This is a genomic window from bacterium, assembly GCA_030649055.1.
Lineage (GTDB): Bacteria > Patescibacteriota > Minisyncoccia > UBA6257 > JAUSGH01 > JAUSGH01.
In genome coordinates, this window is sequence record JAUSGH010000014.1 from 13,659 (window position 1) to 37,108 (window position 23,450).

26 protein-coding genes, 4 tRNA genes and 1 pseudogene are annotated in these 23,450 nt (G+C 52.2%); 17 read left to right on the forward strand and 14 right to left on the reverse strand.

Features of this window, described 5'->3' with window-relative positions; translation table 11 throughout:
* Positions 1-18 precede the first annotated feature (18 nt).
* Both Q7R85_03350 and Q7R85_03355 read right to left on the reverse strand, forming a co-directional pair.
* Positions 19-210, reverse strand: coding sequence for a hypothetical protein (locus Q7R85_03350; protein ID MDO8585127.1), 192 nt, complete (start codon positions 208-210; stop codon positions 19-21).
* Between the two features lie 124 nt (positions 211-334).
* Complete coding sequence (locus Q7R85_03355; protein MDO8585128.1) at positions 335-847, reverse strand: hypothetical protein; 513 nt, start codon at positions 845-847, stop codon at positions 335-337.
* 213 nt (positions 848-1,060) lie between these two features.
* Between Q7R85_03355 and Q7R85_03360 the strand changes: the two genes are divergently transcribed.
* Both Q7R85_03360 and Q7R85_03365 read left to right on the forward strand, forming a co-directional pair.
* Entirely contained in the window at positions 1,061-1,378 is a 318-nt protein-coding gene (locus tag Q7R85_03360) for a hypothetical protein (GenBank protein ID MDO8585129.1), read from the forward strand.
* Positions 1,379-1,433: 55 nt separating this feature from the next.
* Positions 1,434-1,622, forward strand: a complete 189-nt coding sequence (locus Q7R85_03365; protein MDO8585130.1) for a hypothetical protein — start codon at positions 1,434-1,436, stop codon at positions 1,620-1,622.
* Positions 1,623-1,701: 79 nt separating this feature from the next.
* Here the strand turns inward: Q7R85_03365 and Q7R85_03370 are convergent, their stop codons facing one another.
* The 4 genes from Q7R85_03370 to Q7R85_03385 all read right to left on the reverse strand — a co-directional run bounded on the left by Q7R85_03370 (position 1,702) and on the right by Q7R85_03385 (position 7,004).
* Entirely contained in the window at positions 1,702-2,766 is a 1,065-nt protein-coding gene (locus tag Q7R85_03370; protein MDO8585131.1) for a patatin-like phospholipase family protein, read from the reverse strand.
* A gap of 150 nt (positions 2,767-2,916) precedes the next feature.
* The gene (locus tag Q7R85_03375; GenBank protein MDO8585132.1) at positions 2,917-3,357 is read right to left on the reverse strand and encodes an Hsp20/alpha crystallin family protein; all 441 of its coding nucleotides are present in this window, start codon (positions 3,355-3,357) and stop codon (positions 2,917-2,919) included.
* On the reverse strand, positions 3,354-4,106 hold the full coding sequence (locus tag Q7R85_03380; protein ID MDO8585133.1) for a PrsW family glutamic-type intramembrane protease: 753 nt from the start codon (positions 4,104-4,106) through the stop codon (positions 3,354-3,356). The genes Q7R85_03375 and Q7R85_03380 overlap by 4 nt, the downstream gene beginning before the upstream one ends.
* 117 nt (positions 4,107-4,223) lie before the next feature.
* On the reverse strand, positions 4,224-7,004 hold the full coding sequence (locus Q7R85_03385; GenBank protein ID MDO8585134.1) for a class I tRNA ligase family protein: 2,781 nt from the start codon (positions 7,002-7,004) through the stop codon (positions 4,224-4,226).
* A 139-nt stretch (positions 7,005-7,143) separates the two neighbouring features.
* On the opposite strand from Q7R85_03385, the gene Q7R85_03390 reads away from it, so the two are divergent.
* Both Q7R85_03390 and Q7R85_03395 read left to right on the forward strand, forming a co-directional pair.
* Complete coding sequence (locus Q7R85_03390) at positions 7,144-7,779, forward strand: HAD family hydrolase (protein MDO8585135.1); 636 nt, start codon at positions 7,144-7,146, stop codon at positions 7,777-7,779.
* 72 nt (positions 7,780-7,851) lie between these two features.
* Positions 7,852-7,983 carry a hypothetical protein gene (locus Q7R85_03395; GenBank protein MDO8585136.1) on the forward strand — a complete coding sequence of 44 codons (132 nt, stop codon included), beginning with the start codon at positions 7,852-7,854 and terminating at the stop codon, positions 7,981-7,983.
* A gap of 89 nt (positions 7,984-8,072) precedes the next feature.
* Here Q7R85_03395 and tsaD read toward each other — a convergent pair whose 3' ends face one another.
* Both tsaD and Q7R85_03405 read right to left on the reverse strand, forming a co-directional pair.
* Positions 8,073-9,158 carry a tRNA (adenosine(37)-N6)-threonylcarbamoyltransferase complex transferase subunit TsaD gene (gene tsaD, locus Q7R85_03400; GenBank protein MDO8585137.1) on the reverse strand — a complete coding sequence of 362 codons (1,086 nt, stop codon included), beginning with the start codon at positions 9,156-9,158 and terminating at the stop codon, positions 8,073-8,075.
* A 139-nt stretch (positions 9,159-9,297) separates the two neighbouring features.
* Positions 9,298-9,371: transfer RNA gene (locus Q7R85_03405), tRNA-Glu, on the reverse strand.
* 59 nt (positions 9,372-9,430) lie between these two features.
* On the opposite strand from Q7R85_03405, the gene Q7R85_03410 reads away from it, so the two are divergent.
* Both Q7R85_03410 and Q7R85_03415 read left to right on the forward strand, forming a co-directional pair.
* Complete coding sequence (locus Q7R85_03410; GenBank protein ID MDO8585138.1) at positions 9,431-9,706, forward strand: thioredoxin family protein; 276 nt, start codon at positions 9,431-9,433, stop codon at positions 9,704-9,706.
* 49 nt (positions 9,707-9,755) lie between these two features.
* Positions 9,756-10,175, forward strand: coding sequence for a DoxX family protein (locus tag Q7R85_03415; GenBank protein ID MDO8585139.1), 420 nt, complete (start codon positions 9,756-9,758; stop codon positions 10,173-10,175).
* A gap of 6 nt (positions 10,176-10,181) precedes the next feature.
* Here Q7R85_03415 and recG read toward each other — a convergent pair whose 3' ends face one another.
* The 4 genes from recG to Q7R85_03435 all read right to left on the reverse strand — a co-directional run bounded on the left by recG (position 10,182) and on the right by Q7R85_03435 (position 13,274).
* Positions 10,182-12,308, reverse strand: coding sequence for an ATP-dependent DNA helicase RecG (gene recG, locus Q7R85_03420; protein MDO8585140.1), 2,127 nt, complete (start codon positions 12,306-12,308; stop codon positions 10,182-10,184).
* A 41-nt stretch (positions 12,309-12,349) separates the two neighbouring features.
* Positions 12,350-12,420: transfer RNA gene (locus tag Q7R85_03425), tRNA-Lys, on the reverse strand.
* Positions 12,421-12,556: 136 nt separating this feature from the next.
* Complete coding sequence (locus Q7R85_03430) at positions 12,557-12,937, reverse strand: hypothetical protein (GenBank protein MDO8585141.1); 381 nt, start codon at positions 12,935-12,937, stop codon at positions 12,557-12,559.
* Positions 12,938-13,028: 91 nt separating this feature from the next.
* Entirely contained in the window at positions 13,029-13,274 is a 246-nt protein-coding gene (locus Q7R85_03435) for a hypothetical protein (GenBank protein MDO8585142.1), read from the reverse strand.
* A 74-nt stretch (positions 13,275-13,348) separates the two neighbouring features.
* On the opposite strand from Q7R85_03435, the gene Q7R85_03440 reads away from it, so the two are divergent.
* From Q7R85_03440 to Q7R85_03470, 7 genes are all read left to right on the forward strand, one after another.
* A tRNA-Arg gene (locus tag Q7R85_03440) sits at positions 13,349-13,420 on the forward strand.
* A gap of 166 nt (positions 13,421-13,586) precedes the next feature.
* Complete coding sequence (locus Q7R85_03445; protein ID MDO8585143.1) at positions 13,587-15,131, forward strand: HD domain-containing protein; 1,545 nt, start codon at positions 13,587-13,589, stop codon at positions 15,129-15,131.
* A 53-nt stretch (positions 15,132-15,184) separates the two neighbouring features.
* Positions 15,185-15,403: a type II toxin-antitoxin system HicB family antitoxin gene (locus Q7R85_03450; protein ID MDO8585144.1), complete on the forward strand. Its 219-nt coding sequence runs from the start codon at positions 15,185-15,187 to the stop codon at positions 15,401-15,403.
* Positions 15,396-15,620 (forward strand): type II toxin-antitoxin system HicA family toxin, encoded by a 225-nt coding sequence (locus Q7R85_03455; protein ID MDO8585145.1) that lies wholly within the window; start codon positions 15,396-15,398, stop codon positions 15,618-15,620. The genes Q7R85_03450 and Q7R85_03455 overlap by 8 nt, the downstream gene beginning before the upstream one ends.
* 188 nt (positions 15,621-15,808) lie before the next feature.
* Positions 15,809-16,978: a glycosyltransferase 87 family protein gene (locus Q7R85_03460; protein ID MDO8585146.1), complete on the forward strand. Its 1,170-nt coding sequence runs from the start codon at positions 15,809-15,811 to the stop codon at positions 16,976-16,978.
* Between the two features lie 57 nt (positions 16,979-17,035).
* On the forward strand, positions 17,036-17,788 hold the full coding sequence (locus tag Q7R85_03465) for a hypothetical protein (GenBank protein MDO8585147.1): 753 nt from the start codon (positions 17,036-17,038) through the stop codon (positions 17,786-17,788).
* Positions 17,789-17,857: 69 nt separating this feature from the next.
* A complete protein-coding gene (locus Q7R85_03470) occupies positions 17,858-18,232 on the forward strand; it encodes a methionine--tRNA ligase subunit beta (protein ID MDO8585148.1) in 375 nt (124 codons plus the stop codon).
* Between the two features lie 48 nt (positions 18,233-18,280).
* On the opposite strand, the gene Q7R85_03475 is transcribed toward Q7R85_03470, so the two are convergent.
* Positions 18,281-18,541, reverse strand: a complete 261-nt coding sequence (locus Q7R85_03475; GenBank protein MDO8585149.1) for a hypothetical protein — start codon at positions 18,539-18,541, stop codon at positions 18,281-18,283.
* A 76-nt stretch (positions 18,542-18,617) separates the two neighbouring features.
* Between Q7R85_03475 and Q7R85_03480 the strand changes: the two genes are divergently transcribed.
* Both Q7R85_03480 and Q7R85_03485 read left to right on the forward strand, forming a co-directional pair.
* The gene (locus Q7R85_03480; GenBank protein MDO8585150.1) at positions 18,618-20,105 is read left to right on the forward strand and encodes a hypothetical protein; all 1,488 of its coding nucleotides are present in this window, start codon (positions 18,618-18,620) and stop codon (positions 20,103-20,105) included.
* Positions 20,106-20,125: 20 nt separating this feature from the next.
* Positions 20,126-21,619: a hypothetical protein gene (locus Q7R85_03485; GenBank protein MDO8585151.1), complete on the forward strand. Its 1,494-nt coding sequence runs from the start codon at positions 20,126-20,128 to the stop codon at positions 21,617-21,619.
* Between the two features lie 479 nt (positions 21,620-22,098).
* Here the strand turns inward: Q7R85_03485 and Q7R85_03490 are convergent.
* Positions 22,099-22,181: transfer RNA gene (locus tag Q7R85_03490), tRNA-Leu, on the reverse strand.
* An 88-nt stretch (positions 22,182-22,269) separates the two neighbouring features.
* On the opposite strand from Q7R85_03490, the gene Q7R85_03495 reads away from it, so the two are divergent.
* Together Q7R85_03495 and Q7R85_03500 are read left to right on the forward strand one after the other, a co-directional pair.
* Positions 22,270-22,539 carry a GIY-YIG nuclease family protein gene (locus Q7R85_03495; protein ID MDO8585152.1) on the forward strand — a complete coding sequence of 90 codons (270 nt, stop codon included), beginning with the start codon at positions 22,270-22,272 and terminating at the stop codon, positions 22,537-22,539.
* Positions 22,540-22,547: 8 nt separating this feature from the next.
* Positions 22,548-23,306 (forward strand): annotated as a pseudogene (locus Q7R85_03500) (ParA family protein).
* Positions 23,307-23,450: the final 144 nt, after the last annotated feature.

Here is a 23,450-nt window from a genome sequence, read left to right on the forward strand (position 1 = left end):
TTTGATTTGAGATGAATCTTATTGCGGCATCGTCGGAGGCATCGGACCTTCTGTCTTTTTGCCGAAGAGCAGCCACAAACCGGCAACCAGGATAATGCCCATCGTGACCGGAGCCACGATGCCGTAGGTTTCGACCTGCGACGCCGCGCCCGCGGTGAGTATTAACCCGATGATAGAAACAACCACACCAAGCGCTTTTCTTTTGTTCATAGTAATAACAGAAAAGTGATTTTCTCGACCCTTTTCTTTATTATACCAAATCGGAAGGACGCAAAAATCGCGTATAAATAACATTCCGACATTCTTGAGAATGTCGGAATGTTATTTTGGTTCTTTATAATACCACGATTTCCGCTTTGCGGAGGCCGAAGTTTTTGGCGGACGCGCGGTCCGGGAACCAGATGTCCACGCGGTCGCTGAATCTTCGGTGCATACGGTCTTTCACAACAAAGATTTTATTGCCGAAGAGTTTCGGAATCATGATGCGCGTGTGCATCGGCAAAAAGTTCGCGGCAACAACGCCATCGGTCACGTGATAACCGGAAGCAGTGATAAACGGTGTGTCGTCGGTTTGGTCCGGCGTTGAAGAATATGCCGTGATGACCGCGCTCATCGTTTTCTTTTTTGATGGCGCAAACAGCGTTTCGCGCAGTGTTGAGTCGGCGACCAGCGTCTCAATTCCCGGTGTCGGTAAGGAAAGCGAGGGGATGACACCTGTTGGAATCAGCGGAAGCATGAACGCAAGCGTCAAACCGCCGGCGGCGAAGCGCTTGGTGAGCGGCGCGAGGTATTTACGCAGTGTTTGTGCGGTTTGCGGCAACAACCATTGAATAGCAGTGAAAAACATAGGTTTTATGCGTCTTTATCTAACAAAAACCCTCCGCTTGGAGGATTCTCAACTTTTGCTATATTATATACCCTATTTATTTAAAAGTCAACCCCCTGTGCCAAAGCTTCGCGTTGGCACAGGGCAGGGCTTGCATGTGGGCGCGGTTGCAGTTTTTCGAGGTTTTTGGTATGTTATTATAAGTTTCAATCGGTTCTTCTGGGGGATAAGACAATGGCAGGGAATATGCCGCCGAGGGAGCTGTGTGTGGTGACGGAAGATGTCCTCATCGAGCCAGCGATGCTCATTCCGGGGTGGGACTCCATGATTTGGATTCCGTGTGTGTCTGCGGGATCTATCTGTCAGGCTTTGCAGGAGAGCACCTTCAGAGCCGAGAAGTACACGCTCATTTACTACGGTTACGATTTTGGATCGCTTCTCTTATGGGTCCCCTCGTCGGTGCTTCGTCCGTACGATCCGCAACGGGATGCGGAGACGAGGAAGCTGGAGCGTCCGGATCCGTGCGGCGATCAGCGGCGCTGCGCGCCGTAACGAAGGTCGCCTTCGCCCCGTATGGCGGGGCTTCGGCGAACCAAAGGAGGTTGCGATGAAGGAGAAGATTCAGTGCATCGGGGCAGCGGCGGCCGGTGTGGTCGTCATGGCGCTGGTGCTTGTTGGGGGATACCAGGGAGTCCGGTTCGCGTCCCGAGCTGTACACATGTACGATCCCTGCGCGAAGCTTGAGGCAACGAAGGACGCGACGATGCCTATCCTCCGGATTCTTGGCGGTCAGTAAGGGAGAAAATCAGCGTGCGGCGGTCGCCTTAGGGTGATCGCCGCTTTCGTTTTTGTATAAAATGGTAACGCGGTCGTTTTTAGGCGACCGCGTTGTTTGCTTCCAACATTTTTTTGAGCTCCACGAGGACTTCCGTGCCGCACGCGTGGCCGTGATCCATTGCCCGCGTGATGTCGCCGGCGTTGAAGTCAATCGTGGTAAGCGCGCCGATGAGCATCTTCGGCGTGATGAACACGATACAGCGCTTGGAGAGTCCATAGCGCTTCCCGAACCGCGCCATAAGGCCGATTTTTCGGATGTAGGGGACGATGGAACCTCCCGTCCATACGGTGAGCGCGGGATTCTTCGCGTACACTTTGACGACTTCGTCGAAGAAGGCGATGTCATACATTGTGCCGAATGCCTTCATGAAGTCCGGGAAGAACCCTCGCCGTTCATCGGCGCGCGGCTGGTCGTTCACAAGCACAAACACGATGTCGGCTTTGCGCAGCGCAACCCTTAGGCCGTTTCCGAAGTAGAGGCCGTCAAACCGTTTCCGGTTTCTGATGAATGGCAGGAAGCTTGCCGAGCCGACGATTTCGTCCAGGATTGCCTCCGGATTTTTCTTGAACCGCTCATCGTGGTTTCCGACGAGTGTATGGCAGTCCGCTCGGCCTTTCCTTGCGCGGCGATGCACGGCAATGTCAAATTCCGTCTCCGCCGCGGTGAGCCCTTTCACGTCAATGCGGTCCGCCAAGCTTCGGATGCCGTCAATGGTCGGTGGCAGTCCGTTGCGCAGAACGTCGTTCAGAAACGCCGCTTCCATAAAGCGCCACGCCGTTTTCACGATTGTGCGCCAGACGTGGTGATTGTCCTCCAGTTCGTCCAGCAAGATGTCGCGGATCATGTGGACTTTGTTGAACAACGCCTTCGGGCCGATGCGTTCAATCTCCCGGAATGTCCGCACCAGTCCCGCTGTGCGTGAACCTGAGGCGATGTATTCAGCAAATGCGATTGCCGTTCCCGAAGTACCCAGGATGTAATCAAATGCCATGCCGGCACCGTGGAGCGCTATGAGTACTCCGACACTGAAGGCGACCTTGAAGCCGCCCCCAGTCGCGACGAGCGCGAGCCGCAGCCCGTGCCATCGGCTGTTGGCAGCCATGGGTCACCTCATGAGTTTTTAAGGTACGGGGGATCCGTTCGCGGAATCGCAAAACTAAAAGACCCCCTCTGCGGCGCGCCTATTGGTGCGTCCTAGAGGAGGCCTTTCGCGTTGTTGCGTTGGATCGCATACGCAGAGCGGTAACAGTTATTAGTCAAACTTCACTTTTAGTTTTTTCGTTTTTTCGCGGTTCAATTTCGGTAGGCGAATCGTGAGCACCCCGTTTTTCATTGCCGCCACCGCGCGTTCCGCGTCAATCTCCTGCGGCAGAATAATTTGCCGGGCAAAGCGCCCCCAATAGCACTCCTGAAAGAAATAATCCTCGTCCGCGACTTCTTCCATCTTCTCGCGTTTGCCGCGGATGGTGACGGACTCCGCGGTGATGGCGATATCTAATTCCTCGGGGTCAACGCCCGCGATGGTGGACTGAATGACGATTTCCGTCGGCGTCTGATAGACATCTACGGTCAGTTGCCCCTCGGCTTCTTCCACGAAGTTGCCGATTTCCTCCTCAACTTTTTGACGGGAAAGAGTAGTACTCGCTTTCGCAAGTTCAATCCGCACTTCGTTTTCCTGTTCGTCTAACGTCATAATGCTTCAATGCGCTTTAATTTTTCGAAATCGTTGAGGACAAAGAAAGCGATGGCAACCAGAAACAGCGTGGCAACCATGTTTTCAGGCTTATATCTTAGTATAAGATAGTTGAATGCCGCGTGCAACAATGTCGCAACACCGATGCCTTCGAGAAGAATCGTGAAAGATCCGGGCGTTTTGACCGGGTTTTGTTCCGGCGCGGCCGGAAGCGACGGGGCGGAAATTTTCGCGTAGCGGGCAACCATGGTGAGGCCCCAATAATAACCGACTAAGGCAGAGCTTAAGACGTGGAGGAGCGTGGCGCCGATGAAACGGAGCGAGGTGACTTCCACCGGCCCCAGGGCTTGCGGCAGAAAAACGCTGGTCCACTGGAAAGCGGAGGCGATATTTTCCATCGCGGCGAAACCAAGCGAGGCGACGATCATGTAAATCATGGCGTCTAGTGGTTCGTCAAAGTCTTTCCGCCACGCGACGGTCAAGTAGACCGCGACGAACTTGAAGAGCTCTTCAATGCCCGCGAGGAGGAAAAGCCCGAGGATGCTCATCGTTTCAATGTCCGCGGCCCCAAGAATCTGCGCGAGAAAAAACTGCGGGCCGAACACAAACAGCGTGGTCGCGGCACCGGAAAGGAAAACATAGAAGAGTAATCGCTTCGGTTCCGGACGCGCCTCGTCCTCGCGGAGAAAAAACAGGAGCCACACGAAGCTTGGGATAAGTCCGACGAAAAGATTGAACGCGAAAGACATTACTTACAGTATATAGTATTCACGAATATCGCGAATAGGGAATATAAATATCGCGAATATCCGCCTCCATTCGCGTTATTTTTATCGTTTTATTCGTGATATTAGCGAACACTATATCTACCAAGGCTCAACAATCAGCCATTTGCTGTCAGATGCCGGAAGTTTTTGGAAAATTTCTTCCGTGATGTGCGGCATAAAGAGGTGGAGCATTTTGAGCGATGCGGTAAGCACGTGCAGGAGGATGGCGTTTGTGTGTTCGTCCGGTTGCGTTTTTGATGCTTCAAGATAGACATCGCAGAAATCGTGCCAAAAGAAATCGTAGAGGCCGTGAAGCGCGGGGCCGAGTTCGTAGGAGGCGATTTGTTTTTCCAATAGTTTTTTTGTTGCTATGAGTTTTTTGAGTATTTGTTTGTCGGCGGCTGTTTTTGGCCTCGGCGTGTCAAGGTAGCCCTTCGACTTCGCCGCTGCTCCGCTCAGGGGATAATTACTTGCTGAGCTTGTCGAAGCATTACCTACGCGCCCTAACACAAACCGGCTGGCGTTCCAAATTTTGTTTGCAAACTTCCTGCCGGCCATCACCGCGGCTTCATCCCAGCGGATGTCTTGGTTGCCCATGGTTTGCCAGATGATGCCGAATCGCGTCGCGTCCGCGCCGTATTGGTCAATGTATTGGAGCGGGTCAATGCCGGTGCCCAAACTCTTGGACATGCGCTTGCCGTCTTTTGTAAGAATTGTTCCGTGAATCAAGACATCGGGAAACGGCGTTTTACCCATGAACTCTAAGCCGGAAAAAATCATGCGACCAACCCAGAGGTTGATGATGTCGCGCGCGGTGATAAGGACATTGGACGGGTAGAACTGTTTCTTATCGGCGTCGTTTAACCCCGCAAACGGCCAAAGCGCTGAGGAGAACCATGTGTCTAAGACATCGGTTGCCAACTCAAGGAAATCACCGCCGCATTTTTTGCAGTTTTGTTTTGAGACGCTTAACTGCGCTATCGATGCGTTCTCAAATCGAAGTTCCTCAATGCCATCTGCTCCAAGTTTTTTGAGTATGCCAAACAGTCTTCGCAGCGTGTGTCCGTGTGAAATGACGACAATATTTTTGTGTCCGTGTTTTTCTTTGTGTTCGGCGAGGATTTCTGATATCCGTTGCTCCACCTCTTCCACTGATTCCGCTCCGGGAATCTGCGCACCTTTATGATGACGGCGCTCGAATAATTCCGTTAAGTTATTTTTCATCCGATCTTCCAGTGTTGTACCTTCCAGCACACCGAAATTTCTTTCTCGCAGCCGTTTATCGGATATCACCTCAACGCCGAGTTCTTTTGCGATGATATCCGCGGTTTCCTTTGCGCGTTTAAGGTCTGAGCTCACAATGAGGTCGATGTTACTTCCTTTGAGTTTTTTTGCCGCATCGCGCGCCTGCTCCTCTCCTTTTGATGTTAGCGACTGGTCGATGCCTTGCCCCTGCATGCGTTTTTCTGCATTCGCCGCCGTTTCTCCGTGACGGACAAAAAACCAGTTGCCGGTTACTTTCGGTTCAATGACGGTATCTCCGCAGCTCACGCAGTACCCGACCGGTATGCGATGACCCCACCAAATTTGTCGCGAGATGCACCAGTCCTTGATATGTTTCAGCCACGCAAAGAACGACTTCTCAAAGTTTTTTGGAATGATGCGCGTTTTTTTTGATTTTACCGCCTGGGCAGTTTTTTTCGCGAGCTCCGCCATTTTCAAAAACCATTGATTGGAGAGCAACGGCTCAAGCGTTGTGGTACAGCGGTAGCAGGTTGCGACGTTGTGCGTGTATGGTTCAACTTTTTCCACGAGTCCGGCAGTGGTAAGCTCGGCGACAACTTTTTCCCGCGCTTCCGCGACTTTCAGGCCGCGGTATGCTTCCGGCACTGCGTCGGTCATGCGGCCGCGTTCGTTGATGATTTCATAGATCGGCAATTTGTGGCATTCACCGATTTCGGCGTCGGTCATGTCATGGGCAGGAGTTACCTTCACCATGCCTGTGCCGAACTTCGTATCAATGGAGTCGTCAGCGACAATCGGGATATCGCGGCCAACGAGCGGCAGGCGCACCGATTTCCCGATGAGCGTTTTATAGCGTCTGTCTTTGGGGTTCACTGCCACGCCGGCATCGCCGAGCATGGTTTCGGGGCGAGTGGTGGCGACAATAATATAATTTATTCCCTGAGCTTGTCGAAGGGTTACATTATTGTCGTCCTTCGACTCGGTCTGCTGGCCTCGCTCAAGAACTAATGGGTACTTGATATAGAATAATTTCCCGGCTTCCTCCTTGTATTCAATTTCCAGATCTGACAGTGATGTCTGGCAGCGTGGGCACCAGTTGACGATACGTTTGCCGCGGTAGATGAGGCCTTTGTTGTAATAGTGGATGAATGCTTTTGTGACCTCCTCGCTGTACGCGGGGTCCATGGTGAAGCGTGTGCGGGACCAATCCGCCGAGGCGCCGATGCGTTTCAGCTGGTCCAGAATGATGTTGCCGTATTTTTCTTTCCACTCCCAAACTTTTTCGATGAATTTCTCACGCCCCAGATCAAAGCGGTTGATATTTTCTTTGCGCAAGTTTTTTTCCACCACGTTTTGCGCGGCAATGCCGGCGTGGTCAATGCCCGGAAGCCACGCGGTGGCGAATCCTCTCATGCGGTGGTAGCGGATGAGGATGTCGGAAATCGTTGCGTTTAACGCATGACCCATGTGCAAACTTCCTGTGATATTTGGCGGTGGCAGCAATATTGTATAGTTTTGTTGCTTCTTTGCTTCTTTGCTTTCTTGCTTTCTTGACGAAAAGAATCCACGCTTCAACCACTCTGCGTAGATGCGCGCTTCAACGGATTTTGGGTCGTATTGGGGAGGGAGTTCCATGGGCAAGAAATCAATAAAGCAAGAAAACAATAAAGCAACAGAGTTAACGCATCTGCGAATTCTTACAGCATAGAAAATTTTGACTCGTTTTGCAATTCCTAGTAAGCTGAAAAGCTAACGAAGCTATCAACCCCTTTTTATGACCTCAACCATTTGTTTTCTTGATTTAGATAATACGCTACTCGGCGGGCACGAGTTTAAAAAGGACAGAGAGAACTTTTTCCGCGGGTTTGGCGTAGATAATATACTCCACGCGGAAACGTACGCGACGGCGCGCCGCAGCGAAGGCGGTTTGTATACTATCGAAAAACAGATTGCGGAAATTGTGCGCCGCAAGCCCGATTTTCCCGCCGCTGAAGTAACGGAAAAGTTTTATCACGCATTCGCGAATCTTAAGCCGTATTTATATCCGGATGTTATCCCGTTTTTAGAATCCGCAAAGGCGCGCGGCTGCGCTGTGTGTCTCCTCTCGCATGGGGACACCGCATGGCAGCGCTACAAGGTCCGCGCGGCAGGTATTGCCGACTACTTTGACGATCTTTTTTTCACGAACCGCGAAGGCGCAAAATATGTGCACATTGAGGAAGCGGTGGCGGTGTATTCGCGCATTATTTATGTGGACGATAACCTCATGGAATTGGACATTGCCAAGCGCGCAGTGGAGTCGTGCGAGACATATTTCATCCATCGTTTGCCGGGCGTGCATGATGCGTCTGCGGCGGCAAAACATAGGATTTGCCATACGTTAAATGAGGTGTTGGGGGAGGGGGCTTGACATTTTTTACCCTACTTGTGTATAATGGCGTGAGGGTTACAGATTCAATCGTGTTCTTTTTTGGAGGTGCGTATGCACGCATTCGTCGCAGTGTCGGACCAGGCAGTGTTCGCGGGTCTCATGGTGTTCTGGTTTCTTCTGTGGGCGGGGATGGCCGTCCTCGTCACATGGGGGTGCAGGATACCGGAAGAAGAAGAGAAGTAACCCTAACTATGCCGGACATCGGGGAACGCCCGATGCGCCGGCTTCCTATTTAGAGGGGGCGTGCTGGAAACGGCCGCCCCCTTCTTTGTTTATAAACTTAGATTCCCGTTTGCTTCCATCGGGTATTTCTTTTTTCGGAACGTATTGATATATGCCGCGGCGGCGATCATCGCGGCATTGTCGGTGTTGTATTCTTTTTCCGGAGCGATGAATGTTGCGCCGGCGATGCCGGCCGCGCGCGCCAATGTTTCGCGAAGGGCGGTGTTTGCGGCAACGCCTCCGCAGAGGATTACTGATTGCGCGCCGAATTCTCGCACCGCGCGGATGGCTTTGGTGACGAGCACGTCGATTGTGGCGGATTGGAACGCCGCTGCTATGTCAGCGGCCGCGGACTTGCGCGGACTCAACGCGGACTCACGCGGAAAACTTTTTTTGATGTAATATAGGACGGCGGTTTTTAATCCCGAAAAACTGAAATCGTAGTTTTCTTCGCGCATCATCGGACGCGGGAAGGTAATTGCTTTTGGGTTACCTTTTTTTGCCAACTTTTCAATCTCCGGTCCGCCCGGATAGGGGAGTCCAAGCATGCGGGCGACTTTATCAAACGCTTCGCCGACGGCATCATCGCGCGTTTCGCCGAGCAGTTTCCAATGGAGCAGGTCCTTCATGTGGAGGAGCATGGTGTGGCCGCCGCTTACGAGCAGGGCTACTGCGGGGAAGGCGATGCCGACATTTGACATTTGACCATTAACATTTGACCGCGGAAGGAGGAACGAATACAAGTGCCCTTCCAAATGATTTGCGCCGACGAGCGGCACGTTGAGTTTTTCTGAAAGTTTTTTTGCAAACTCAATACCGGCCCATAATGCCGGTTCTAATCCCGGACCAACTGTAACCGCAATCAAATTGATACGTGATGACATTCCGACATTCTCAAGAATGTCGGAATGTTCTTTTGTGAGGGTATGATAAATTTTTGGAAGATTTTTTATGTGCTCGCGCTTGGCGAGATTGGGAACAACGCCGCCCCATTGGCGGTGGGTGGCGGTTTGCGAGGAGACGATATTTTCGTGAACAATAAAAGTTGGCGCCGCGGTTTTTGATGCCTTGCCGGTTGCTTCAACAATAGCGATGGAAGTGTCGTCGCAGCTGGTTTCGATGGAGAGGATGCGCATGGTGTGGAAAAAGCAAAGTCAAACTTTGCTCAATTTTATTTTATATAAAATATTATGAGTGCCGAGTCGCTAGCCAAGTTTGACTTGGCTGACTCGGCTACCTCGCAAACTCAGTTCTTGCGAACCGAGTTTGACTCGGTGATCCCAATGGGATTCGAACCCATGTTTCCGGGATGAAAACCCGATGTCCTGACCAGGCTAGACGATAGGACCAATGCCTACAGCGTATATGAAAGATGCGCGATTGTACATATTGGGGTATATTTTATTACATGTCTGAAATTGCCCTAAACCTTCTTGAATTCTACGGCACCGAGTGCCCGCACTGCGTCCGCATGGAGCCGCTTCTGGAGCGGTTGGAAAAAGAGCTAGGGCGTCGCGTGCAACGCTATGAGGTGTGGCACAACAAAGAGAACCGGAAAATTATGGAACAGTATGATAAGGACTTTTGTGGAGGCGTACCGTTTTACTTCAATATTAAAACCGGAAAATCAATTTGCGGTGAGGCGGATTATGAGGCATTGAAAGCGTGGGCAACGGGCGCGTGAGCTTGGCGCGCGTGTTATGCTCAAGGTGACATCGGCAAACTTTTTTATTATGAGTGTATTAATTGACTATCTTATGGTGTATCAGGAGTGGGGGTATTTTTTACTGCGTGCCGTGATCGCGGTTATTTTTCTCGCGCACGGCTACCCCAAAATAAAAAATCTCCGGCAGACCGGTGAGAATTTTAGCATGATGGGTTTTTATCCGGGGATGCTTTGGGGGACTCTCGCGGCACTTCTGGAGTTTTTCGGCGGTATCGCGCTCCTCCTCGGACTTTATGTGCCCGTACTCGGCGCGCTTTTTGCCGTTGAGATGCTTGTCGCGGCGTGTTGGAAAATGCGGCGCGGGCAAGGATTGGTGAACGGGTATGAGCTGGACCTGCTTCTTACTGTCGGATCATTCGTGCTTGCGACATCCGGCGCCGGCGCGTTGTCGTTGGATATGTATGTTGTGGGACTTGCGGGGTACTAACCACGACTATTCCAGATGTATTTGCTTCCGGAACGAGGCGAATTTTTCTTTGAGTGCCGGGTGACTTTTAAGTGTCTGGTCTTTTTTTATGACTGCTGCCGCCGCCGCCCGCGCGAGCTTTACGAGTTCCATATTGTTTAACGCTTGCATGGCAAGGTCGGGGAGTCCGGTTTGGCTTTCGCCTAAGAATTCTCCGGGACCACGGATTGCCAGATCTTTTTCGGCGAGCTCAAAACCATTTTTTGCTTCAAGTAGCGACTGTAATCTGCGCGCGGCGGATTCCGACGATGAATCGGTGAACAACAAACAGAACGATTGGTGTTCACCGCGGCCGACTCTGCCGCGGAATTGGTAGAGCTGGGAAAGCCCGAAACGCTCCGCGCCCTCAATGAGCATGATGGTGGCGTTCGGGATGTCCACTCCGACTTCCACGACCGAGGTGGAGACGAGAATGTCCAAGTTTTTTTCGGAAAAATCCGCCATGATTTTTGCCTTTTCGGCGCTTTTCAGTTTGCCGTGGAGCATGCCGACCTTCAAGTCCGGAAATACTTTTTGTGAGAGTTTTTCGTATTCTTCTTTTACCGCCTTTACTTCGCTCCAGGCTGCGCCGAGCGTGCTTAGCGCCTCGCCTTCGACGTGCTCCGCTTTTTCGATGCGCGGGCAGATGACGAATGCTTGCCGGCCTTTCTTGACTTCACCGCGGACGAACGCATACGCGTTGGCGCGGTTTTCCGGCGCGACCACTTTGGTGATAATCGGCTTTCGCCCTACCGGAAGTTCGGTGATGAGCGAAAGATCAAGGTCGCCGAAGATGGTGAGCGTGAGGGTGCGGGGGATCGGCGTCGCGCTCATAGAGAGAAAGTGCGGCACGAGCGCTTTTTGTTTCTGGGCAAGCAGCGCCGCGCGCTGTGAAACGCCGAAGCGATGCTGTTCATCCACGATCGCGAGCGCCAATGATTTAAACGCGATGCTTTTTTGAATGATGGCGTGCGTGCCGATGATGATTTTTATTTCTCCGGATTCAATGCGCTTTTGTGCTTCGCTTTTTTTGATGTCGGAGGCAAGTCCTTCCTCAAAAAAGATTTTTGATTCTGAGCTTGTCAACATGCCGATAGGGATGCGGAGATGGCCGAAAATTGTCGTGAGTGTTTTGTAGTGCTGGCGCGCGAGTACTTCGGTCGGCGCCATAAATGCCGTCTGGTAGCCATTTTTTGCGGCGATGATTGCCGCGATCGCCGCGATGACGGTTTTGCCGGATCCCACGTCTCCTTGGAGCAATCGGTTCATCGGGCGGGCTTTGCCGATGTCTTCAACGATTTCGTGCAGACTCTGATGTTGCGATGGCGTGAGCTGGAAGGGGAGCTTCGCGATGATCGCGTGCAAGTCTTCTTCGCCGACGGGAAGCGACGGCGCCTTTTCCTTTGCAAGTTCAAGGCGCGCTTTGATGTTGTTGATTTGCAAAAGAAACAGGTCTTCAAACGCGAAGCGCTTTTTCCCAGCGGCTGCTTCCTCCAGTGTCTTCGGGGAGTGAATGGCGTGCAACGCGGTGTTTACTTCCGGCAGACGGTTTTTAAGCAGTATGTCCGGCGGAATAAAATCTTCAATTGGCGCGACGTTTCCCAGAATCACGCGCATCAGATAGCGGATGCCTTTGGAGGTCAACCCCTTTGTTTCGGGATATGTGGGAATGAGTCCCGCCGTGTGTCGCGTTTCGCCGACGGCGCCGGTGACCAATTCGTACGAAGGGTTTGAAAGGAAGAGTCCCTCATCGCCCGCGGACACTTTTCCCGCGAAATTGGCAAGATGTCCGATGCGGAGATTTTTTGCGATGAATGGTTGGTTGAACCAGATGGCGGTGATGGCGGCGGTATCATCGGCGATGGTTGCCTCTACCACTACCATGCGTTTCCGGAATGTGCGTCGCAGGGCGACTTTGCGGATAAATCCTTGGATGGTCGCGGTTTGATTGGTTTCAAGATCCGCGATTTTTACGGTTGTTGAAAAATCTTCATAGCGTGTTGGAAAATGCCAAAGTAAATCGCGCACCGTCTTGATGGTGAGCTTTTGAAATTTCAAGAGAAACCGGCTGGGCAGCCCTTTAATGTTCGCGAGCGGGGTGGTGATGCTTAACATGCAAAAAAACAAAAAAGCAATAAATCAAAAAATCACTTTAGTGCCCCCACTTGGAATCGAACCAAGGTCTGCGGATTAAGAGTCCGTAGCTTTACCATTAAGCTATAGGGGCGCGATATATGTTGAAATGACGGGAACTCGTCTAACTGCTCACATTCTACAACATCTGCATGACAAATTGCAACGCCCCCGCGAAAATTCGCAAGGGGCGGGGCCCCGTCAGACGGGGCGGGGCGTTCTCCGGCCGGTTACTTCACTTGTTTCTTCAGCTCCTCGCCGGCCTTCGCGAGGTGGTCGTTCGCGGATGTTGCGTGCTTCTCGGTCTCTTGGAGCGCCTTTGTCGCGTTCTCCTCTTGCGCTTCTCCCGCGGCAAGCAGGGGAATGGCCTTGAGGTAGAAGAGGGCATTGGCGTAGCGGAGTTCCTTCACCCCGTTTTCCAGCTCGGTCTTCGCCGCCGGAGTCACGGCATTCTTTCCGTCGAAGACGGTGGTCAGCGCCTTCTCCGCGCCCGCGGCCTCGCCAATGGCGCCACGCGTGTCCAGAATGCTCTTCGCGAGCGCCCGGTCCTTCGGAAGGATCACGCAGCCGGAGAGCAGGATTCCGAGTATCGCAGCGGCGGTGATGCGCATGGCAAAGCTCCTTTGTTGATGTCGACGAATCGTTTATCTACCCAATAGTATAGTTGTGATTGGGCGAAAATGCAACGCAGTGTTGCTATAGTTATTCTTGCCTCGGTTTTTTTACCAGCACCGAAATCGCGATCATCGCCCAGATGATTTGGAGGACGAGTGATGGCCATGCTTGGAGGTAGAGCACGTTGATTCCCAAACAAATTGCTCCGATGAGATTTAGTAACTGATAGTAGAGATTCGCGCTGCCAATCTTTTTGTGCGAGTTCAAAAAATACGCGAGTACAATGAGGAGTGTCCCGACCCAGCCGATGAGTTGGATAAAAGTTTCTGCCATAGTTGCTTAAGTGTAGTATACCATGGACTTGGCTTGAGAAAACGGCGCGAAACGGCTACTATAATGGTACAAACGCCCTCGTAGCTCAATGGATAGAGTACATGGCTTCGAACCATGGGATTGAGGTCCGATTCCTCACGAGGGCACAACGAAAATAGTAATTCTATTTTCGTTGTGCCCGGAAGCGGACGGAAAGGGGGTCGGGGAAACGGGAGTTTCCCCGTGGCGGAGTACACGAACCGCTGGGTTCGTGAGCGCAGCCGACCGAAGGTCGTAGCGAGCAGTTCGACTCCCACGAGGGCACTAAACCATATGGAAATCCCCAAAGAAATTATCGCTATCGGTAAAACGCTTCACGACGCCGGCTACAAGGCTTATCTTGTGGGTGGGTGCGTGCGGGATATTTTGATTGGACGAGAACCAAAAGATTGGGATGTGACGACGGACGCGAAACCGGAAGAAATCCAAAAGATTTTCACTACGTTTGCCGGCGGGACTGCGGAAGATCCCTCTACTGTTTATGAAAATACTTTTGGCACGGTCGGTATTAAAACCGATTCTGAAGATTCGAAATTAAAAATCGTTGAAGTGACGACGTTCCGGCTTGAAGGAAAATACACCGACAAGCGGCATCCGGACGAAATCAAGTTTGCAAAAACGGTGGAGGAAGATTTAGCCAGACGCGATTTTACGATAAATGCAATCGCACTCAGCCTTTCTCAAGGTAAGCCTTCGACTCGCGTTGCTCGCTCAGGCAATAAATTATTAGTTCCTGAGCTTGTCGAAGGACGACTCATTGATCCATTTGGCGGCCAAGACGATCTTGCAAAAAAAATCATTCGCACTGTCGGGAATCCCGATGAGCGATTTACCGAAGACGCCTTGCGCTTGATGCGTGCGGTGCGGTTTGCGGCGCAGCTTGGTTTTGTAATTGAAAAAGAAACCGCTGTGGCGATAAAAAAGCACGCAGGGCTTTTGGAGATGATTTCAAAGGAGCGTGTGCGCGATGAACTGACAAAACTGCTTATGACGGACAATGCCGTGCAGGGGGTTGAAGACATGCGCGCATATGGCCTCCTGCGCTATGTGTTGCCGGAACTGCAAGATGGCGTTGGTGTGGGCCAGAACAAGCATCATATATATAGCGTGTACGAACACAACCTCCGTTCATTCAAGTATGCGGTTGAAAAAAACTTTCCGCTGGATTTGCGCATTACCGCGTTGTTGCATGACGTGGGGAAGCCCGCGACCAAACATGGGGAAGGAGAGAATTGTACGTTTTACGGACATCAAGTGGTGGGGGAGCGCATCGCGATTATGATGCTTGACCGGCTACATTTCCCGCGCCAGCTGATTGAGAAGGTTGCATTGCTTATCAGAGAGCATATGTTTGTGTACGATCCGGAGTCCGTCACGCTCGCGGGCGTGCGTCGCATTGTCCGCCGCGTCGGTTCGGAAAATGTTGATGACCTTATGCTGGTCCGTGAAGCCGACCGCATCGGAAGCGGCGTACCCAAAGCCCAGCCGTATCGTTTGCGTTACTTAAAAGCGATGATTGAAAAAGTGCAAAAAGATCCGATTCACCCGAAGATGCTTGTGCTGAAAGGCGATGACGTCATGCGCATCTTACACATTGCAGCCGGTCCGAGGGTCGGAAAGATTTTGGCGGCGTTGCTTGAGGAGGCGCTGGAGCACCCGGAGTTGAATGACGCGGCGGTTCTTGAAAAGCACGTGCGTGAGCTCGGTGCGCTCTCCGAAAAAGAACTTGACGCCATCGCCGCCAAAGCCAAAAAAAGCGCGGCGAATGCGCAAGAGCGGATAGATGCGGAGATCAAGAAAAAGTATTTTGTGCAGTGATTGCATTGCGAAAATCGTTGTAAGTTTAGGAGTTTTAGGGTAAAGTTTATTATATGACGTACAAATCAACGGCAATCATTACGCGAGAAGGAAAATGGTTTGTGGCGCGTTCACTTGAGCTCGGCATTACGAGTCAGGGAAAAACCATTGAAGGCGCTAAAAAGAATCTTGAGGAGGCACTTGCGCTCTATCTTGAAGATATGCCAGCACGCCGGCGCACGCTAGCGAAAGAATCGCCGTTGGTAACCTCTGTTGAAGTGGGAAATGGCTAAAACATTTTCCGGTAAGGAAGTTGTGCGTATTCTGTGCCGCGCGTTTGGTTTTGTTTTTGTATCGCAGTGCGGGAGCCATGTGAAGCTGCGGAAAAGGGTCGGTGGGAAGGTATTAACGACCATCGTGCCGATGCATCGTTCGCTGGTGCGCGGCACCTTGCTTGGCGCACTTGAACTCGCAGAGGTGGACGAGGAAGATTTTCGGAAAGCGGCGTAGCGCTTCAACTTGCAGCCGGAAAACTTTTGCGGTAGGATATATTCGTTACGGGCTGTAGTATACCGGTAGTACACACGCTTCGGGTGCGTGTAGACTGGGTCCAATTCCCAGCAGCCCGAATTTAAGTTTTTGTCAAGTGCAAAAAGTTAGCGTATCTTTTAACCGATAGCGGTTTGTGCGATATGACTATGCCTTCGTTACTCTCGCGTTCTCCGCAACTGCGGATGTTTCTCGTCGCGATTGTGGCGGTTGGAATTGTGGGCGCCGCATTTCACGCTCTCGGTTTTTTCGGTGCGCCGATTAATTTGGTATATAGCGATGTGTTGGGGTTTTATGAGCGCGCATCGGCGCCGGGGTTTGCATATGTGAGTAAGCCGATAGAGTATCCGGTACTTACTGGACTATTCATTGAGGATGCGGCGCGCCTTGGAGGCAGCCGCGCGGGATACTACGTGGTGAGTATGCTCGCATTGCTGGGGTTTGCGATCGGGACGACGTACCTATTATATAAGGTAGCCCTTCGACCCGCTTCGCCGGAGCTTCAGCGAGGCGAGCAGGCTCAGGGAATAACGGTTTCGCGGTTGTGGAGGTATTGGATTTTCGCGCCGTCCATGTTTTTATTTGCTACATATAACTGGGACTTGATGGCTGTTTTCTTTTCGGTCGCGGCGTTCTATTTGGCATCGCGCGATCGCAGGGGACTTGCCGCGATTTTTCTTGCATTAGGATTTTGCGCGAAGTTTTATCCGGTGCTGTATTTCATTCCGTTGCTGCTTCTTGCGACAACGTGGCGTGAATGGGTAAAGTTGTGCGCTATCTTTGGCGCAACCGCGCTGGTTGTGAATTTGCCGTTTATGCTCCTGAACTTTGACGGGTGGTCATATTTTTTCACGCTGAACAGCGCGCGGAACTCTAATCCGGATTCCATTTGGACCATTCTAAGATTTTTCTTCTCCGACGCTGCGGTCGGAGTTCCCGCAATCAACGCAATTTCGCTCGGGCTTTTTGCGGCGGGATATTTTGGTATGCTTTGGAGATTTCGCCGCTCCCCGTTTCTTTACCTCTGTTTTGTGGCAACATTGCTTTTCCTCATCACAAATAAAATCTTTTCACCGCAGTATATTTTATGGCTGCTGCCGTTTTTTGTGTTGCTCCCATCTGTGAAAAATTGGCAATTTTACGGACTTGAGCTTTCTAACATCGCGGTATTCTTTTCAATCTTGCCGTGGTTCTTTTTAGGCAAAGACATGTTTTATTTTTATCTCGCGAGTCCGTTTGTTATTTTGCGGCACGTTGTACTCACCATGCTTTTCGTGGGTGTGATGAAAAAACTCAACAATGGCTTGCGTGCGGGATAATTTTGCGTTATAGTAGCGACAGTATTCGTTGGGCATCAAACGCAGAGGAGGCGTCCGATGAAAAGCTCCGAAGAAACCATTGCGCAATCGCGCGCGCAGATTGACGAGTGTATTGCGTTGATTAAGGCGCTGTACGTTGCGAGGAAGCGGATCGTGTTCGTTGGTGACAGTGACGGCGTGGTGACCTCAAGCGATAGCGATGCGTTGGGCCGCGTCGTCAAGGGCGAGGACAGCCTTGCCAATCGTTTCGCGCTTGAAGAGCGTTTGGCGCTCCAGCCCTTGCGGCCCGGCCCATGGCTTCCGATCGCAGAGCGTTGCGCGCGCATCGGTGCCTCGATCTACATCGTGACGGCGCGGTCAACGTTCGCGAATCCGCGGTTGTTGTGGTTCTGTCTCGAGCATGACATTCCGGCAGAGTGGATTCTCGGCGTCGGCCATCAGTCCAAGCGCGGCAGTTACGAGATCATCCTCCGCGAGTACGCGAACGATCCCGACTGTCACTTTATTTACGCGGATGACAGCTTGCGGCATATGGAAGACTTTCAGAAACTCATCGCAGAGCTCGGCATTGAGGATCGCTGTCACGTGTTCCACGCCATTCCCATTTTCGACCACACGGAAGAGGAGTACCGCGCGTACTATGACGCAGTCATGAACGCGACCGCATCGTCCATGCTGGACGCCGTCAGCGTGAACGTGCCCGGATTCGGCGAGTTGCTTGTGGTTCCTGATCGTCGGGCCGGACTGAAGCGCATCCAAGAGGAGTATCGCAAGTCACTCCTTGCTGCCGCCGCGCTTCTCGCCGAGTAGATCGTCTCGTTTTCTACGCCCTCGACTGCGCATTGCGGCCGAGGGTGATTACTTTATATAATTGTTTATATGCCTATCTCATTTGATGATTTTAAAAAAGTGGAGTTGCGCGTCGGGAAGATTTTGTCCGCCGAGCGCGTGGAGGGGTCGGAGAAATTGCTGAAGCTCGCGGTGGATCTCGGTAGTCCTTCTGCTGTTGGTGGCCCTTCGACTAGCTCAGGGACTATTGTTACGCAAGACATCCGTCAGGTGATTGCCGGCATCGGGAAAGTATACGACCCCGCGACGCTTGTTGGGCGATCGGCGGTGTTTGTCGCAAACCTTGAGCCGCGGATGATCATGGGATTGGAGAGCCAAGGAATGATTCTCGCAACCGATGACGAAAAAGGCCCGGTGCTTTTGGCGCCGGACCGCGAGGTGTTGCCCGGGGCGGGGCTGCATTAAAAATGGGTCGGGGGCGGTTTCGCATTGCGGAACCGCCCCCGTGTGCTTCTAGATCTCCGCGCAGTGGTAGATGGCCTGTTCGTCCAAGTCGGCCGTAGCGAACGTCTTCTTCAGCCCCGTTTTGCACCCGACGCAGAGCTCTGCGCCGGGGATGCCTTCCGCGGTCACGAAGGGGATGTACTTGACGCATTCCGTCTCCACGATTTCCCCCTCCTTCGGCTGTGGCCGTGTCCTGAGCTGAGCGACGATGTGCACCTGCTTCTTCTCGTTCATCTGACTTCTCCAAAAAGGAACCTTTATATTATACACGAAAGTAGGTTTTTGTCAATAGGTGGTATTTTTGGGGTTTTTTAGTGATGCAGTGTGTGCTATAATAAAAATAATTATGTCCACCTACGGCGCCTTTCATATATATCGCAAGTTTTTTATTTTCGGCACGCTGCTGGTTTTGGTGGCGCTTGTTTTGCCGATGTCCGTGATAGCCGCTGAAAAGACCAGTCCAAATGCGGAGCATAGCGTGCTGCCCGCCCCCTCGGCGCCTTCAACCGGCGCTATTGGGTCGTTGCCCGCGCCGCAATATCAGGCGGCGGATGTTATTTATCAAATTGAACATTTGCAATCGCTTGTGGATCGCGCGGCAAAAAGTCCGGATGGGAGCGCCGAAGCGTATCCGCTTGATTTGTTCCAGATTCCGGGCGCGCCGCAGTTACGCGTTGCCGCAGATAATGGCGTGTTGACAGTCGGTCTTTCGGGAACCGGTGTTTATAATGTGAGCGGCACTTTGCTTGGTGCGGAAAATGCCGCGCTCGGGAAATTCTCCGGTTCCAATTTCAGCGTAACGCTTGACCAATACGCGGATAAAAATCCGCGGGCGCTTGTTGTTTCGGTGACGTATCTTCCTGAAAAAACACCGATATTTTATGAAGGTCCGACGGGAAGCGGGGGGTTGAGATTGCCTCCTCCGATTCCGACCACCGTGCCGGCTCCCGCCGAAGGTATTTCCGAACGGATTTCTGAGCCGGTGATTACCTCTTCCGGACCAAGCGTGTCTAAGTCGCCGGCAGAAACCCTGCCGCCCATCGGCGAGCCGCCAACAGAGTCTCAATCAGGGCCGGAGATTGTGCCGCCCGAAACAGCAACGGAGGACATTTCCGTGACCTTAGAAATGGTGCCATCCGAAGCCGGGGCGGTCGCGAAATCCGAACAAGCCGCGCCGACGGAAGAACGTATTGAGTTTAATTTCGATTTTATACCGGAATCGGCCGATAGCGACACCCAATTAATTATTGGTACGGATATTGCTCCGCTCGGCAGATCATTCGGCGATGGAGAACCTCTGAATACGCGACCGAGCGTCGGTGAGCTTCTTGTATCTGACTTTTTGCCTCCGCTGTTGACGACCGGGCCGATTGTCACAGATCAACAACCCCCTATTATCGGCCTTGGCGAGAGCGAACAAGTAAACGCTATTGCTCCGGAAGTGAGTGGAGATCTTGAGTTTGCCGATGAAGGTGAAGCTCCCGCGACCCAAAAAAACTTATCGGATGGATTGTCAGCGGTGGGAGGCGGCACCTTTGACGGCGACATGCTGAATTTTTCCTCTCAAGATTTTCGTTTGCCATCGGGTCTTGTGGTTGGCGACATTTCGGTCGCGAGTAACTTGCCGCAATTTTTGACACCGACGCAAATCGTTATATCGGATTTACCGGCACCAATCATCGGTAAGGGTTCTCCTCTGCAAATAAATGCCGTTGTTCCGGATGATGGTCCGGCGCCGGAGCCGGTAGATGTTACGCTTGAATTAGTTGATGGAGTTGCCGATGCTGTTCAAGGCGCCGTCGAAACCATTTATGAAACCCTGCGATTTCAATAAGGCAATTAAAAACTAAAATTATGATCCACATTATTCAACGAAGAAAAATTTTAACCGGAGTCGCGATCGTGGCAACATTATTTCAATTAATGCCGTTCGGCGCGTTCGCGCAGGTTGCGGGGATTAAAGCGTTGCCTTCGGTGCCGGTGCCAATGCCGGCAAGCGCGCCGGCGCCGGCTGATCATCCGGCGGTGCCTCAGCCCACCCCGTCATCCGGCGGCTCTGCTGCTCAACCGACACCGCTTCCGACTGCCGGGTCCGGTGGCGCGGGAACTCCAATTGACAACGGGGGATTATGGGCCGGTTCGCCAATTGGCACCGCGCCGGCGAAGCCGTTATATACGGTTGCGGCTGTGGTGCCAAAAGTGGCGTTAGATGCTATTGCAACACGTTCCACAATCGGCGCGGTTCGTTTTAAAGATATTTTGAGCATACAAGGTACTAGCATCGCTCAAGTTGTAGCGATGCGCGATGGTGCGGTCGTTAAATTTACATTTACTCCGGCGGGTGGTTCAAAGATTGTGAATGCGAATTTCCAACGATCGGGGTTTTCCGGATTTTTCAGTTCGCAATCTCCGTGCTCAATATTGGGTGACAGCGCGGTATGCGCGACAACCGGCCCAGGAAATGTTCATTTTGACGTTATGCCGACGAATAGTTTTGGGGATGTGGCGTATAACATAGCAAAAATTGATCCCAGAGATCTTGGCGATCTTACGACTCCGACAAGGGCATTCTATGATGAGTTGCTGAACGAGATTCATGGGGCGGGGTCCGGAGCCGAACAATTCGCCAAACTTCCCGATGGTACGGTTGTAAACATGATTGATGTTATTCTTGGCGAGAATCTCAAGGCCCCAAACACCGTGCTTTTGGAGGCGAAAAGCGAAATCGCTAACATCCTCGTACTGGCGCTCAAGAGAGAGAGAGAATGGGCGAAAATGTGTCTTGGTAGGGATTCAGCCGCGGCAAGAGGAAGCAATGATTCTAGTTGGCTGAGCGGGGATGTCTCAAGTATGGCTGATGGAATGACCGAAACGCTTAAACAGGCGGGAAAAGAAAAATTATGCAGTGACGCGGAGAAAATTTCCGAGCAGATTGATGGATTTTTGAGCGCGCTTCAAAGTGGTCCGTTGGGTCTATTTACTTCCTGTAAGTTGGACTTCGCTCAGCTCATCGCCGCGGCACGGGCGGGTTACGCGGCACGGGGAGGTTCTGAGCTTGACCCCAATATTGAGGCGCTACTTGCCGGCATGCCTGCCGATGATGTGATGATGGTCGCGCAAAAAGCGGACGCGGACGCGGCGCAGATCCGAAAGCTCGCGAACTTGGTTGGGGCCGCGAAAAGCGTGGGGTCAACGGATGATAAATCCGAAAAAGAAAAGGAGGCACTCATCAATGACTTGCGCGCAAGGGGTTCGCAATATACGAGTGCGAAAAACGAACTTAACTCTTGGTACGAAGTGGGATATGAGTCGCCCAATGGAGCTGTATCCTCCGCTCGTTCTCGTTGATGATATAAAAACACTCGCCTGAGGCGAGTGTTTTTGTGTATTATTGTGCCGCCGGTCGGAGAATCTCACTGCTCAGCCCCGCGTTGCGGGGCTTGCACTCTAAAACTCAGCGGTTTTAGTATTTCCGCAATGGTGAAACTCCCGTTTTCCCCGACTTCGTCGACCGAAGCCGACTACGACGGGCGGAGGCCGACCCCTTTCCGGTTCGACTCCCCGAGCACAAACAAAAATCCGCGCTTTTGCGCGGACTTTTGTTTGTGCTCGGGGGGAGAGTCGGCTACAAGTAAATTTCCTGACGGAAATTTCTCGCAGCCCGGTGAATTATTAAATAACAAATCCAAAAAGGTGCCGACAGGCCACCCCTCGCGGCGCTCGCCTTTCGCTTTCAGCGAAAACTCGCGCATCGCTGCGGTCTTCTCCTCCCCCCACGCAGGCCAAGCAGTTGGCCTGCTCCGCGTCAAATTCGCTTCGCTCATTTGTGCTCGGGGGGAGAGTCGAACTCCCATGAGGTTACCCTCGCTGGTTCTTGAGACCAGTGCGTATGCCATTTCGCCACCCGAGCATTGTTTGGATGGGTTCTGCTTTTAGTTGATACTGCCATAAAATTGTGTCAGAGTAAAGATGTTATGCCCCGTGCTACAACTTCGACGATGCTCTTCTACGTCTATGTTTTGGAGAGCTTAAAAGATGGAAAGCGATATATTGGCTTCACAAACAATCTACGGCGTCGGTTTGAAGAGCATCAAAAAGGACAGAGCTTCTCAACAAAATATCGACTACCTTTTAAACTTATTTATTTTGAAGCATGCACAAACAGGGATGATGCGGTGCGTCGTGAAGAGTATTTCAAATCCACGGGAGGAAACAGATTTCTCGCAAAAAGGTTGAAGGTATATTATAAAGTTAAATCGAAGTTGTAGCACAGGGTATGGCTCGTGTCATCGCTGTTTGCAATCAAAAAGGTGGTGTTGGAAAAACAACCACGGCAGTTAATTTGGCGGCGTATTTGGCGTTGCTGGGTAAGAAGACGTTACTCATTGATTTTGACCCGCAGTCCAATGCGAGCTCGGCGTTGGGATTTGATAAAAAAAGCGATGCAGGCACGGTATATGACGGACTGCTTGGCAAAGTGCCTCCGGTAAAACTGGTGCAGGCGTCATCGGTGCCGAAACTTGATTTCATTCCCGCGCACCCCGATCTTGCGGGGGTCACGGTTGAGCTGCTGCAAAAACCGGAGCGTGAACGGTATCTGCATCGGTTGCTTGACCCGTTCCGGTATTTGTACCAGTACATTCTTATTGATCTTCCGCCGAGTGTTAGTTTGCTTACGGTGAACGGACTTGTCGCGGCCGACGAGGTGCTTATTCCCGTGCAGTGCGAATACTACGGCCTTGAGGGGTTGGGACAGCTTTTGGAAACCGTGGACCTCATCAACAAAAATCTTGGCCGTAATCTGAAGATCGCGGGTGCCTTGATTACCATGTACGACGCGCGGGAGCACTTGTCGCGCGAGGTTTCAAAGGAAGTGCGGAGAAAATTCGCCGGCCATGTGTACGGAGTTGAAATTCCGCGCGCGGTGGCGCTTGCCGAGGCGCCGAGTTTCGGAAAACCTATCGCGCTTTACGCGCCGGAGTCCATCGGCGCCCGGGCGTATGAACGGCTGGCGCGGGAAATTGTGGCGCAAGAGGCCACGCAGAATATTGATCGCTTCCGTCAGGAGGTAAGGGTGCCGGTGCGGCTTGTGCAAAGTAGCGCGACGATTACCACACCCGTTGCATCACTTGCCATACTTCCGGAGCCGGTCGTGGCGAGCGCGCCGGCTGAGACAAGC

Bases quoted from the DNA above. Each gene is read 5' to 3' on its own strand.
- Q7R85_03350 (MDO8585127.1), bottom strand. From the start codon at position 210: ATGAACAAAAGAAAAGCGCTTGGTGTGGTTGTTTCTATCATCGGGTTA.
- Q7R85_03355 (MDO8585128.1), bottom strand. From the start codon at position 847: ATGTTTTTCACTGCTATTCAATGGTTGTTGCCGCAAACCGCACAAACA.
- Q7R85_03360 (MDO8585129.1), top strand. From the start codon at position 1,061: ATGGCAGGGAATATGCCGCCGAGGGAGCTGTGTGTGGTGACGGAAGAT.
- Q7R85_03365 (MDO8585130.1), top strand. From the start codon at position 1,434: ATGAAGGAGAAGATTCAGTGCATCGGGGCAGCGGCGGCCGGTGTGGTC.
- Q7R85_03370 (MDO8585131.1), bottom strand. From the start codon at position 2,766: ATGGCTGCCAACAGCCGATGGCACGGGCTGCGGCTCGCGCTCGTCGCG.
- Q7R85_03375 (MDO8585132.1), bottom strand. From the start codon at position 3,357: ATGACGTTAGACGAACAGGAAAACGAAGTGCGGATTGAACTTGCGAAA.
- Q7R85_03380 (MDO8585133.1), bottom strand. From the start codon at position 4,106: ATGTCTTTCGCGTTCAATCTTTTCGTCGGACTTATCCCAAGCTTCGTG.
- Q7R85_03385 (MDO8585134.1), bottom strand. From the start codon at position 7,004: ATGGAACTCCCTCCCCAATACGACCCAAAATCCGTTGAAGCGCGCATC.
- Q7R85_03390 (MDO8585135.1), top strand. From the start codon at position 7,144: ATGACCTCAACCATTTGTTTTCTTGATTTAGATAATACGCTACTCGGC.
- Q7R85_03395 (MDO8585136.1), top strand. From the start codon at position 7,852: ATGCACGCATTCGTCGCAGTGTCGGACCAGGCAGTGTTCGCGGGTCTC.
- tsaD (MDO8585137.1), bottom strand. From the start codon at position 9,158: ATGCGCATCCTCTCCATCGAAACCAGCTGCGACGACACTTCCATCGCT.
- Q7R85_03410 (MDO8585138.1), top strand. From the start codon at position 9,431: ATGTCTGAAATTGCCCTAAACCTTCTTGAATTCTACGGCACCGAGTGC.
- Q7R85_03415 (MDO8585139.1), top strand. From the start codon at position 9,756: ATGAGTGTATTAATTGACTATCTTATGGTGTATCAGGAGTGGGGGTAT.
- recG (MDO8585140.1), bottom strand. From the start codon at position 12,308: ATGTTAAGCATCACCACCCCGCTCGCGAACATTAAAGGGCTGCCCAGC.
- Q7R85_03430 (MDO8585141.1), bottom strand. From the start codon at position 12,937: ATGCGCATCACCGCCGCTGCGATACTCGGAATCCTGCTCTCCGGCTGC.
- Q7R85_03435 (MDO8585142.1), bottom strand. From the start codon at position 13,274: ATGGCAGAAACTTTTATCCAACTCATCGGCTGGGTCGGGACACTCCTC.
- Q7R85_03445 (MDO8585143.1), top strand. From the start codon at position 13,587: ATGGAAATCCCCAAAGAAATTATCGCTATCGGTAAAACGCTTCACGAC.
- Q7R85_03450 (MDO8585144.1), top strand. From the start codon at position 15,185: ATGACGTACAAATCAACGGCAATCATTACGCGAGAAGGAAAATGGTTT.
- Q7R85_03455 (MDO8585145.1), top strand. From the start codon at position 15,396: ATGGCTAAAACATTTTCCGGTAAGGAAGTTGTGCGTATTCTGTGCCGC.
- Q7R85_03460 (MDO8585146.1), top strand. From the start codon at position 15,809: ATGCCTTCGTTACTCTCGCGTTCTCCGCAACTGCGGATGTTTCTCGTC.
- Q7R85_03465 (MDO8585147.1), top strand. From the start codon at position 17,036: ATGAAAAGCTCCGAAGAAACCATTGCGCAATCGCGCGCGCAGATTGAC.
- Q7R85_03470 (MDO8585148.1), top strand. From the start codon at position 17,858: ATGCCTATCTCATTTGATGATTTTAAAAAAGTGGAGTTGCGCGTCGGG.
- Q7R85_03480 (MDO8585150.1), top strand. From the start codon at position 18,618: ATGTCCACCTACGGCGCCTTTCATATATATCGCAAGTTTTTTATTTTC.
- Q7R85_03485 (MDO8585151.1), top strand. From the start codon at position 20,126: ATGATCCACATTATTCAACGAAGAAAAATTTTAACCGGAGTCGCGATC.
- Q7R85_03495 (MDO8585152.1), top strand. From the start codon at position 22,270: ATGCTCTTCTACGTCTATGTTTTGGAGAGCTTAAAAGATGGAAAGCGA.